The sequence below is a fragment of the Nocardia barduliensis genome (genome assembly GCF_013315795.1).
In the GTDB taxonomy this organism is placed as follows: Bacteria; Actinomycetota; Actinomycetes; order Mycobacteriales; family Mycobacteriaceae; genus Nocardia; species Nocardia barduliensis.
The window spans coordinates 33,060-44,426 of the sequence record NZ_JABLTE010000006.1; the positions used below are offsets into that span (position 1 = coordinate 33,060).

General features: G+C 70.4%; 11 protein-coding genes. 4 read left to right on the top strand and 7 right to left on the bottom strand.

Annotated elements, in window-relative coordinates:
• Nucleotides 1-5: 5 nt before the first annotated feature.
• Genes HOV91_RS04465 through HOV91_RS04480 form a run of 4 tightly spaced genes read left to right on the top strand, consistent with a single transcriptional unit; the run spans nt 6 to nt 4,063 of the window.
• Nucleotides 6-947 (top strand): acyl-CoA dehydrogenase family protein, encoded by a 942-nt coding sequence (locus HOV91_RS04465; protein ID WP_174184233.1) that lies wholly within the window; start codon nt 6-8, stop codon nt 945-947.
• A gap of 4 nt (nt 948-951) precedes the next feature.
• Nucleotides 952-1,728 carry an enoyl-CoA hydratase/isomerase family protein gene (locus tag HOV91_RS04470; RefSeq protein ID WP_174184147.1) on the top strand — a complete coding sequence of 259 codons (777 nt, stop codon included), beginning with the start codon at nt 952-954 and terminating at the stop codon, nt 1,726-1,728.
• Complete coding sequence (locus HOV91_RS04475) at nt 1,725-2,921, top strand: acyl-CoA dehydrogenase family protein (RefSeq protein WP_174184148.1); 1,197 nt, start codon at nt 1,725-1,727, stop codon at nt 2,919-2,921. Before HOV91_RS04470 ends, HOV91_RS04475 begins: the two co-directional genes overlap by 4 nt.
• The gene (locus HOV91_RS04480) at nt 2,918-4,063 is read left to right on the top strand and encodes an acyl-CoA dehydrogenase family protein (protein WP_246349827.1); all 1,146 of its coding nucleotides are present in this window, start codon (nt 2,918-2,920) and stop codon (nt 4,061-4,063) included. The genes HOV91_RS04475 and HOV91_RS04480 overlap by 4 nt, the downstream gene beginning before the upstream one ends.
• Before the next feature lie 18 nt (nt 4,064-4,081).
• Here the strand turns inward: HOV91_RS04480 and bfr are convergent, their stop codons facing one another.
• From bfr to HOV91_RS04515, 7 genes are all read right to left on the bottom strand, one after another.
• Nucleotides 4,082-4,561, bottom strand: coding sequence for a bacterioferritin (gene bfr, locus HOV91_RS04485; RefSeq protein WP_174184149.1), 480 nt, complete (start codon nt 4,559-4,561; stop codon nt 4,082-4,084).
• Nucleotides 4,562-4,618: 57 nt separating this feature from the next.
• A complete protein-coding gene (locus tag HOV91_RS04490) occupies nt 4,619-4,810 on the bottom strand; it encodes a (2Fe-2S)-binding protein (RefSeq protein ID WP_083888136.1) in 192 nt (63 codons plus the stop codon).
• A gap of 153 nt (nt 4,811-4,963) precedes the next feature.
• A complete protein-coding gene (locus tag HOV91_RS04495; RefSeq protein WP_174184150.1) occupies nt 4,964-6,673 on the bottom strand; it encodes a class I adenylate-forming enzyme family protein in 1,710 nt (569 codons plus the stop codon).
• Nucleotides 6,674-6,698: 25 nt separating this feature from the next.
• Nucleotides 6,699-7,892, bottom strand: a complete 1,194-nt coding sequence (locus HOV91_RS04500) for a MaoC family dehydratase (RefSeq protein WP_174184151.1) — start codon at nt 7,890-7,892, stop codon at nt 6,699-6,701.
• Nucleotides 7,893-7,905: 13 nt separating this feature from the next.
• A complete protein-coding gene (gene acuI / locus HOV91_RS04505; RefSeq protein WP_174184152.1) occupies nt 7,906-8,889 on the bottom strand; it encodes an acrylyl-CoA reductase (NADPH) in 984 nt (327 codons plus the stop codon).
• Between the two features lie 144 nt (nt 8,890-9,033).
• The gene (locus HOV91_RS04510; RefSeq protein WP_312884461.1) at nt 9,034-9,810 is read right to left on the bottom strand and encodes an SDR family NAD(P)-dependent oxidoreductase; all 777 of its coding nucleotides are present in this window, start codon (nt 9,808-9,810) and stop codon (nt 9,034-9,036) included.
• Entirely contained in the window at nt 9,807-11,348 is a 1,542-nt protein-coding gene (locus tag HOV91_RS04515; protein ID WP_312884462.1) for a class I adenylate-forming enzyme family protein, read from the bottom strand. Before HOV91_RS04515 ends, HOV91_RS04510 begins: the two co-directional genes overlap by 4 nt.
• Nucleotides 11,349-11,367 lie beyond the last annotated feature (19 nt).

Sequence of the window (11,367 nt, forward strand, 5' to 3'; positions counted from 1 at the left end):
GGGCGATGACCATCGAACTCTGCGCCGAAGCACGGGAGTACGGCGTGCAGGCGCTGCGCGCTTTGCGCGCGGCCGGAGGCGACGAACTGGTGCAGTGGGCCGAGCGGGAGCCCGCGCGGCGGAACCTCGTCGCGCCGGTGCTGGGTGAACTCGGCGCCTGGGACCTGGAGCCGCGGCGTGATCCGGTCGAGCTGGAAGCGGCTGCGGCGCTGTGCCGCAGCGCCGGCTACTGGGCCACGCCCTACCCGGTGGCGGAGCGGCTGGCCCGTCCGGTCGACCTGGACGTCGACGGGTTGGTGGTGGTGTCGGATGACGAGCCCGCCGCGGCGGTCGCGGATCTCGACCTGCGCTGGGCGGCGGTGACCTTGGACGGCGCCAGGGGGTCGGTGGTGGTGCGACCGTCCGGTGTGTCCTCGCGTGAGTCGGCGTTCGTGGCGCGACTGGACGTGTCGCCGGTGGACGCCGACGGCGCGGCCGACCTGGCGCTCGCGCTGGTACTGCCGTGCTGGACCCTGCTCGGCATGCTCGATCGCGCGGTGGAACTCGCCCGCGCCCATGTGCTGGTGCGGGAGCAGTTCGGCAAGCCGCTGGCCGAGTTCCAGTCGGTGCAGTTCCAATTGACCGACGCCGAGGTGGAACGCCGCGGTGTGGACATGCTCGCCCGCTACGCGTTGTGGAGCATCCAGGCCGATCGCGGCGAGGCGCTGATCGATGCGCTGGCCCTGCGCGCCGCGGCGCTGGAAGCGGCCGAGGCCGTGTTCCGCGTGGCCCACCAGCTGCACGGTGCCCTCGGCTTCTGCGACGAGTCGCCACTGTCGTGGCTGTCGCGCTACAGCCTGCCGTCGCGCAGGCTGCCGCTCGGCTTGGTCGCCACCGAGGATCTGCTGGCCCGGCTGGCGGGCCGCCGTGGCCTGACCGGTTTGTTCTCCGAGCCGGGGGAAGGGTGACGCCATGCGCTACGACCTGCCCGACGCGCTGACCGTCGCCTCCGAAGGGCCGGTCCGCGTCGTCGTCATCGACCGCCCCGGCGAGCTCAACGCGGTGAACGCCGACTTGCACCGAGCGCTGGCGCAGGTGTGGCGGCAGCTGGCCGCGGACCGGGAGGCCCGAGTGGTGATCCTCACCGGCTCCGGCCGGGCCTTCAGCGCGGGCGGCGACCTGGACTGGATCACCTCTTTCCTGGACGACCCGGTCGCACGGGACGAGAGCATCCGCGAAGGCGCCCAGATCATCGAGGAGATGCTGCGCTTTCCGCTGCCGGTGATCGCCGCGGTGAACGGTGCCGCGATGGGGCTCGGCGCCAGCCTGGCAGTGCTGTGCGACGTCGTGCTGATGTCCGATCGCGCCTACCTGGCCGACCCGCACGTCGCCGTCGGCCTGGTCGCCGGGGACGGCGGCGCCGCGTTCTGGCCGCTGCTCACTCCGATCCTGCGGACGCGGGAATACCTGTATACCGGCGACCGGATCGATGCCGCCACCGCCGTCGAAGTCGGGCTGGCGTCGCGGGTCGTGGCCGCGGACGACTTGCTGCTCGAGGCACGGAAACTTGCCGTCCGGTTGGCTGCCCTGCCGCCGGAGGCGCTGCGCAGCACGAAACGGGTGGTGAACATGTATCTTTCCCAAGCGCTCGGCGGTCCGATGCAGGCCGGTTTCGCCGCCGAGGTGGTCACCATGCAGTCCCCGGAACACCGGGACCGGCTGCTGGCGCTGCGACAGCGGGCACGGTGACCGGGCACGACCTCGACGAGTTCCGCGGCGAGGTCCGGGACTGGTGCCGTACGCATGTGCCCGCCGATTGGCGGCGGACGCAAACCGGCCCGACGGACGCGGAATTCGTACGCTTCCAGCACGAGTGGTTCCAGCGGCTACGCCGCGCCGGATACGCGGTGCCGCACTGGCCGCGCGAATACGGCGGTGGCATGTCCGTCCCGGAACAGATCGTGCTGTACCAGGAACTCGCCGCGCACGACGCGCCGCGACTGGTGCTGGCCTTCGTGGCCGTTCACCACGCGGCCGCGACGCTGCTTGCCGCGGGCACCGAGGAACAGCGGCGCAGGCATCTCCCGGCGATCCTGGACGGCGAGATCTGGGTACAGGGTTTCTCCGAACCAGGCGCCGGGTCCGATCTGGCGGCGTTGCAGACCAGCGCCCGCCGTGACGGCGGCGGCTATGTCGTGACCGGGCAGAAGGTGTGGGCCAGCGGTGCGCAGTACGCGGACTGGTGCCTGCTGCTGGCTCGCACCGACCCGGCCGCCCCGAAGCGGCGCGGGATCTCCTACTTCCTGCTGGACATGCGCAGCCCCGGCATCGAGGTGCGCCCGATCCGGCAGGCCACTGGGGAATCGCACTTCTGCGAGATATTCCTGGACGAGGTGCGCATCCCGGCCGACGGATTGGTCGGTGCGGAGAACGCGGGCTGGCAGGTGGCGCAGCAGACACTCGGCGCCGAACGCGGCCTCACCATGCTGGAATTGTCCGAACGGCTCGGTAACACCGGATTCCGCCTGCTGGTCGAGGCTTGCGAGCGAGCCGATCCCGAGGGCGTGCGGCCGCTGGACGACGCTCTGGTGGCCGACCGGCTGGCCGCGCTCGACATCGAGATCGCCGGATTGCGCGCACTGTGCCGCGACCTGGTGGAGCGGCACGACGCGGGCCGCGCGGGTCCGGCCGACGCTTCCGTGGCGAAGTTGTACTACAGCGAATTGTTGCAGCGGATGACGGACTTCGGCACGGAGGTCGGGGGAGTGGCCGCGCACACGATACTGCGCAAACCGATGTCCGGCGGCTGGGAGTCGGGCGCCTGGGTGCTCGACTTCGTCGGCTCTTGGGAATGGACCATTCCGGGCGGGACCAGCGAGATCCAGCGCACCATCATCGCGGAGCGCGGACTCGGCCTGCCCAGAGAACCGGCGGGAACATGATGAGCGACGAATTCGCCGAGATCCACGACGAAATGCGAGCGATCGCACGCGACCTGCTGGGTAATGCCGATGCCGAGTCTGCCGTCGACTGGTCGCTGATCGCCCGCTCCGGGTGGCTCGGGCTGGAAGCGCCCGCGGCGTTCGATGGAGCCGACGCCACGTTCGCCGAAGTCGCGGTGATTCTCCAGGAGATGGGCCGAGCCGTCGCCCGCGGCGCGTACCCTTCGGTCGCGGTGCTCGCCGTCGGCGCGCTCGGCCTACTGGAGCCCCATCCCGGACGAGACGAACTGTTTCGCGGCACCGTCGCGGGCGCGGTGCTGCCGGTTGTCGCGCTCACGGCGGAGGAGCGGGTCGGCGCCGTGGCGCCCGGCGCGCACGCTGATCTCGCGCCGTTCCGGCTCGTGCCCGATACCGACGGCCTGCGACTGCACGGTAACGCCGACTTCGTGCTCGACGCGCCCGGTGCGGACCGGCTGCTCGTACCCGCCCGCCATCCCGACGGCGAGATCGTCATCGCGGTAGTGGAACCTGGTGTTGCGGGGACAGCCGTCACCGCGCGACCGGTCGTCGACGCGACCCGTAGTCTCGGGCGTGTGAGCGCCGTCGGCGTCGAGGTGGCGCCGTCGGCGGTGTGGCGATTCCACGGCGACGGAGAGCGCGCCCTGCGGCGGTTGTACGACCGGGCCGCGTTGGCGACGGCCTGCGACAGTCTGGGGCTGAGCGAGGCCATGCTCGCGGCCACCGTCGACTACGCCGAGGTGCGCGAGCAGTTCGGCCGTCCGATCGGTTCCTTCCAGGCCGTCAAACACGCGTGCGCGGACATGCTGGTGCAGATCTCGGTGGCCAGGCAGCTGGTGGCGGCCGCGGTCCGGGCCGAGGTCGCGTCCGCACCGGAGGCCGCGACCGCGGTTTCGATGGCCAAAGCGTTCGCGACCGATATGGCGGTGCGGGTGACGGGGAAGGCCATGCAGCTGCACGGCGGCATGGGTTACACCTGGGAGAGCGGGATCCACGCATACCTCAAGCGCGCCACGCTCGATCGGTCCCTCTTCGGCACGCCTGCCCAGCACCGGCAACGACTGGCCCGGCGATACGCCTCGGCGCGGCCAGCGCAGGGGGTATCGCCGGGCAGCCACTCGTAGGCGCGCCGGAAATCCGGATCAGTCCCCCGGCGCCTCGGTGAAACGCTGGAGGTACAGCGGCTCGCCCAGTTTCTCCACCAGATCGAGTTCGGTCTCCAGGTAGTCGACGTGCTGCTCCTCGTCTTCGAGAATGTGCTCGAAGATGCGAGCGGAGGTCACGTCGCCGCGCGAACGCATCAACTCGATGCCCCGGCGGAGCCGTTCGACCGCTTCCAACTCGATTTGCAGGTCGGCCCGCAGCTGCTCGGGCACGCTCTGCCCGATGCGCAGCGGGTTGAGCTTCTGGTAGTTGGGCAGCCCCTCGAGGAACAGAATCCGGTCGGTGAGGAGCTCGGCATGTTTCATCTCATCGATGGACTCGTGCCGAGTGTGCCGCGCCAGCTTGGTAAAGCCCCAGTTCTCCTGCATCTTGGCGTGCAGGAAGTACTGGTTGATCGCCGTGAGTTCGGCCGTCAGTTGCTCGTTGAGCAACGCCACGATGTCCTTGTCGCCGTCCATAGCAGCGATCGTGGCACAAAATGCGCGCAGCGCGCAGAGACCGCCTGGCGTGTCGGGTCAGGCGGCCGAGGGCTGGGCCCCGGTCGTCGCGCGGGCACGGCCGATCACCTCGGCCAATCGCGCCGTGCAACTGCCGCAGCCGGGCTTCCAGCCGCAGGCGTTCTTCACTTGGCGGACACTGTCGGCCCCGGCCGCAACGCAGGTGTGCACGTCACCTTCGGACAGCGCGTTACAGATGCACACGTACATGAAGCCTCACAGCCAGGGTTACCGTTTCACTGAGGTTAGCCTCGACTAACGAGGTAAGCCTCCCCTAATGTATATCAGGTCGATCCGCCGGTGGGAACCCCGGCGCGCCGCCGGTTCCGATGGCCGGCGTCCCGCCCGCGACGGACCGTGGTTCTAGCCCTCGGCCAGCCGTTTCGCGGCGAGCTGTCGCAGGTCACTGGATTTGATCTTGGCGCTGCCGGTCAGCGTGATGTCTTCCTCGGCGAACAGCAGCACGTGCCGGGGCACCTTGTAGCTGGCCAGCCGCTCGCGCAGGAAAGCGCGGATCTCCGCGGGGTCCACCATCGCATCGGCGCGGGGCACCACGCACGCGACCACGACCTCGCCGAGCGTCTCGTGCGGGACGCCGACGGTACGCGCGACCTCGACGCCCGGGAACCGGATCAGCGCTTCGTCCACCTCCAGCGGGGAGACGTTCGCGCCGCCGGTCTTGATGATGTCGGTGAGCCGCCCTTCCCAGTACAAGCGGTCGGCGTCGTCGAGGTAACCCCCGTCGCCGGTGTGGAAGTAGCCGTCGGCGTCGAGCGTCTCGTCCAGCGGGGTGCCGAGGTAGCCGAGCATGAGCGTCGGTCCCTTGACGCAGATCTCACCGCGCTCGCCGCGGGCCAGCACGTCACCGCTGAGCGGGTCGACGATCTTGACGGTGTTCCCCGGCAGCGGCAGGCCGCTGCTGCCCGCGATCTCGTCCTCGGGTGTGCCGGACGGAAAGCATGTGGTGATGGTGAAGGTCTCGGTGTTGCCGTAGGCGTGCCCGGGCTCGGTCCAGGTGGTCGACACGCTGGGGTGCCGCGCGGCGGGCGTCTGCACGTCCACGAAGCGCAGGCCGCTCAGATCGGTGGCGGACCAGTTGGGCGCGCCTTCCAGTTGCGCCCACTGATGCGGCCACGCGACCGGGAAGTTCACCCGCTCGGCCCGCATCAGGTCCAGCGCGGCGGCGGCGTCGAAGGTCGACTGCAGCACCAAGCTGCCGCCCGCGGCCAGGGTGGCGCCCAGCGCCTGACCGAAGTTGCCGGACCAGAAGAAGCCGTTGGCGGTCCAGCAGCGCACGTCGTCGTCCGGGCCGAATCCGAACATGCGCCGGAAGCGCCACATCTGGATGGCGACGCCGCGGTGGGCGCTGCGGATGCCTTTCGGCTTGCTGGTGGTGCCCGAGGAGAAGAACAGCACCGCGGTGTCGCTGGGCTGCACGGTGGCGGCCGTCGCCTCGACCAGCGCAGGCGGCTCGGCGTGCCCACGTGCCAGGAACGTGGGCCAGGAATCGATCGCTCCGCCCGGCACCGGCTCGCCGACCACCGCGAGGTGACGCAGGAACGGGTAGGCCGTCGAGCGCACGGCGCCGGGCGCGCCTGCGCCGATCGCCGGTTCCAGTTCGGTGAGCACGGCGGCGAAATCCTTGTTCGCCACCCTCCGCTCGAACAGCAGCACCGAGATGCCGGACAGCCGCAGCAGATGGTCGAGTTCCGCCGGGCTGGAGAAGGTGCTGAGGGCGACGGCCACGCCGCCCGCCAGCGAGGCGCCGAAGACGGCCGAGAGCCATTCCGGCCGGTTCGTCATCAGCACGCCGACCCGGCAGTCCTTGCCGACCCCGCAGGCGCGCAGGGCGCGCGCCACTTCGGTGGCGCGTTCCCACAGGCCGGTGTAGGTCCAGCGGACCACGCCCGTGTCGGTGTGCGCGACGAGCGCCTCGCGGTCGCCGTACCGCTCGGTGACCTCCCGCAGGAAGCCGGGCAGCGTCAGCGGCCCGAGACCCGGCTCGTCGGACAGCGGCGGGCCGGAGGCGATCGCCACGGCTCGTGTGGGTGCGTCGTTGGTATCGGTGGCCATGGTGGGCCTCTCCCGTCTCTCGCCGTCAGTACGGGAGCTCGACCTCGGCCGTGCAGTCCACCAGTACTCCGGAATCCTGGTTGGTGAGCCGCAGCCGCACTTGCGCCAGAGGCACGCCCCACGCCGAATCCGTTTCCTTGCCGATGATCTCGGCGTCGAAGTAGGTCACGTCGCCTTCGAAGGCGGGCAGTCGGAAGTCCGCCTTGGTGTGGCGCACCATGCCGTCGTGCCCGGCCCAGTACGCGAGGTAGTCGGTGCACCAGGCGCCCATGGTGGCGCCGTAACCGTAGGCGCGTGCCATACCGACCTCGCCCGCCTTGGCGGCGTCGATATGCCCGCGAGAGGGGCCGACGTACAGGCCGTCGCGCTTACGCGGATCGATGCGCGCGCCCTCCTCGTCGAAGGCGAATCCTTCGGTCCAGCCCGGATCCTGGTAGATCCACGGATCGTCGATTCCGTCCGGCGCGGTCCAGTGGAACGTGCCCCAGATGTTGAACAGGAAGGCGCGGTACTCGGTGGTGAAGCTGGCGATGGTGTGCGGGCCGATCACTCGGCGCGGCAGCCGGTCACCGACCTTCACCTCGTCGAAGTGCGGCGAGACGCCCGCCCGGTTGGACAGGATCCACTCGTGGCGAAGCGACTCGATCTCGGCCAGCTCCGCGCTGGTCCAGGTTCGCACCTCGCCCGATTGGTTGTCGTACATGCCGCGCTTGTTGGCCTCCGACGCCAGATAGCGGATGGCGGTGGACCTCTCGCGAGCGACCAGCACGCCGTTCTGATTGCGGTGGGTGGTGTCGCCGCGGGAGAACATGGTCGGCCCGGCGAACTTCGTCTCCACCACCTTGTAATCGTGAAATCGCCGGTCCTGGAACAATTTGTCACCCGGACGCACCGGGCAACCGTAGAACCACCATTCCTCGCCGCCGAAGATCAGGTGGCTGCCCGGGATGTGACCGACGCACGCCGGCTGTGCGCCGTGCCCGTAATCCAGTGCGACCGCGATCGATTGAGGTGCGACTATGCCGCCGTAGCGGGATTCCCGTGCGAATTCCTGGTCCCAATGCAGGGGACTGGGATAGTCCATCGCCATCACCCAGCGGCGGATGTCGGAGGAACTGCACGGTTCCCACAGTTGGCCGCCGCCCACCGGCTTGCCGACCCGGTGGTCGACGTCGGTCAGATCGAGTTCGACGGCGGATTTCGCCGATTTCCTGGTCACGACATCCTCCTGATCAACGATTCACGTCGACGACGATCCGGCCGCGGACGGTGCCGTCGATGAGCCGGCCGGCCGCGGTGATCGCCTCGCCGAGCGGGATTTCCTGAGCGATGCCGTCGAGGACCGCCGGGGCCAGGTCGCGCGCCAGCCGGGCCCAGGCGTCCAGGCGCCGTTGCTTGGGCGCCAGCACGCTGTCGATGCCGAACAACGTCACCCCGCGCAAGATGAACGGGGCGACCGTAGCCGGGAAGTCCATGCCCTGCGCCAAGCCGCAGGCGGCCACCGCGCCGCCGTACCGGGTCTGCGCGCACACATTCGCCAGCGTGTGGCTGCCGACGGTGTCGATCACGCCCGCCCAGCGTTCCTTCTGCAGCGGCTTGCCGCGCTCGGCCAGTTCGGCGCGATCCACCACGGTGTCCGCGCCCAATTGCCGGAGGTACGCGGTCTCGGTGGTCTTGCCGGTGGCGGCCGCCACGCGGAACCCGGCCTTGCTCAGCAGCGCGATCGCGACGCTGCCCACGCCGCCGGTCGCGCCGGTCACGAGGATCTCGCCGTGCTCGGGACGTATGCCGTGGTGCCACAGCGCTTCGACGCACAGGCTGGCCGTGTAGCCCGCGGTGCCGATCGCCATGGCATGACGAGCGGTGAACTCGGCGGGCCGGGGCACCAGCCAGTCCCCGTTCAGGCGGGCCCGCTGGGCCAGGCCGCCCCAGTGCGTTTCCCCGACGCCCCAGCCGTTGAGGATCACGTCGTCGCCCACCGACCAGTCCGGGTGACCGCTTTCGGCGACGACGCCCGCGAGGTCGATGCCGGGAACCATCGGGAACGCGCGCACCACGGGCGATTTTCCGGTAATGGCGAGGGCGTCTTTGTAATTGACCGTGGAATAGGCGACCTCGACGGTGACGTCCCCCTCGGGCAGCGTCGCTTCGTCCACGTTCGTCAGCGTGACGCGCGGTCCCGCGTCGTCCTTCTCGATCAGAATTGCGGCAAACATGCGGCGAAACTTCCTTCCTCGACGGGTGGAGTACCAATGTTCGAGAATGCGTTTACGTCTGAGAGAATGTAATTCTCGTTTGGCAAGAATGCTTCCATTGTGCGTTTCGGGTGTCAACCGCCGATCGTGCTCCGCCGCCGCGGCTCAGCGGGCGGTCCAGCCGCCGTCCACGACGACGGTCTGGCCGGTGACGTACCGGGCGGCGTCACCGGCCAGCCAGGTGACGGCGCCGACGATGTCCTCCGCCGCCGCCTCGGTGGGCAGCGGGGTGTTGCGGCGCAGGTAGGCCGCGCCGCGCTCGTCGTCGTAGAGACTGTCGGTGATCTCGCTGCGGAAGAAGCCGGGCGCCACCGTGTTCACCCGGATCGAATGCCGCGCCCACTGCACGGCCAGTTCGGCGGTGAGGCCGGAAAGACCGGCTTTGCTGGCGGCGTAGGACGCCTGCGGGATGCCGGGTACGCCGACCCGCCCGCTGATGGAGGAGATGTTGACGATCGAGCCGCGGCCCACGGTGCGCATGTGCGGGAACACCGCCTGGGCGAGCAGGAACGGGGCCACCAGGTTGAGTTCCAGGGTTCGGTGGACGGCCTCGAGCGGCTCGGCCTCGGCGGGCTCGGTGGTGAACCGGTTCCCGGCCGCGTTGACCAGGATCTCCGGCGGGCCGAGTCGGTCGGCCACGGTGCTGACCACGTCGCCGATATTCTCGGTCCGGGTCAGGTCGCACACCACGGCGAACCCGCCGATGCGCCCGGCGAGGTCGGTCAGCCGGTCCGCGCGCCGGGCGGCGACGGCGACTCGCGCGCCCAGCGCGCCGAGTGCTTCCGCGACGGCGGCGCCCAGGCCGGAGGACGCGCCGGTCACCAGCGCCACCCGGCCGTCGAGATCGAACATGCGCAGGGCGGGGCCGGATCGGGCGGTCACGGTCGCTCCTCGGTCGTCGCCCCGGCCACGGGGGTCACCAGCTCGGCCAGCCGCGCGCGTTCCACCTTGCCCATGGCGTTCACCGGTAGAGCGGTCACCCGGGTCCAGATCTCCGGCACTTTGTACCCCGCCAGTTCACGGCGGCACAATCGCGCCAGATCCGCGAAATCTACCGTGGGCTGCGCACTTTCGATGACCGCCGCGACCTTCTGGCCGAGTCGTTCGTCGGGCACCGCGCACACGGCGACCTTGGCCACCCCGGGGTGCGTCGCGATGACCCGCTCCACCTCGAGGGGGTAGACGTTCGCTCCGCCCCGGATGATGACCATCTTCTTGCGGTCCAGCACCGACAACCTGCCTTCGGGGTCGACGGCGCCGATGTCGCCGGTCGGGAACGGGCCGGGTTCCGGCGGACGCACGCCGCCGGGCTCCCGGTAACCGAGCATCGGTGTCCACCATCCCGCCCAGTGGCCGGAGGTGGCGGGGTTCAGCCGCAGTTCGCCGAGCGATCCGGGCGGCAGCCTGCGTCCTTGCTCGTCATAGGCGGCGACGTCGTAGTGCGGCAGCACCCGGCCGCTGGTGCCGGGGAACCACTCGTCGCCGGGCGGATCGATGGAGACGACCGTGGGCGCCTCGGTGAGACCGTAGGTGGCGCGCGGGACCGGTCCGTGCGCTGCGGCGAAGGCTGTGCGCACCGAGTCGGGAGTGTCGCTGCCGCCGCTCCAGACCTCGTGCAGCGAGCCGAGTTCCGCCCCCGGCCGGCGCGCCAAGTCGTAGAGCTGCGCGGGCGCGCAGTTCCAGACCGTGACGCGGTGCTCGGCGATCCAGTCGGCGACGCCGTCGGCGTCGCGGCGGTCCATGACCACCGCGCAGCCGCCCGCCTGTGCGGTGAGCAGGGTGGACAGCACCATCAGATTGAGAATCGTCAGCGGGAAGCTGTCGCCTTTACGCAGGCCGGCCCCCCAGCCGCGGGTCGCCGTCAGCACGGCGCCGGGCAGCAGCAGGTTGCGCTGGCTGTGCACCACGGCCTTGGGTTGCCCGGATGTCCCGCTGGTGAAGGCGATTCCGGCCGGGAGGTCGATGTCCTGCTCGACGCGCGGGGCGGGCGCCGCGCGGTCCAGCAGTGCCGCCCAGTGGTCGGGGTCGACCGCCCCCGGCGCGTCGATCCGGCACCGGGGCCCCGCGAGCACGACGGCCGGATCGCACAGAGCGTGCAGGTGTCGCTGTTCGCTCGCGGTTAACGCCTCGCCGACGCCCGCCCACACCGCACCGATGCGCTGCGCGCCGTGGAAGGCCGCCACGATGTCCAGGTCGTTGGGCAGGCAGGCCGCGACGCGGTCGCCGGGGCGAACGCCGAGCGACCAGAGCGCACCGGCGGCGCGGTGGGCCCGATGATCCAGTTCGGCATACGTCCACGCGCCGGACGCGGCGACCAGGGCCGTGGCATCGGGCCGGGTGCCGAGGGCTTTGTCGAGCACCGCGGCGATCGGGCGGAGGGCGTGCGGGCCGGGCGGTGCGTCGCCGGTGAATCTGTCCACAGGCTCCTTGATATCACTA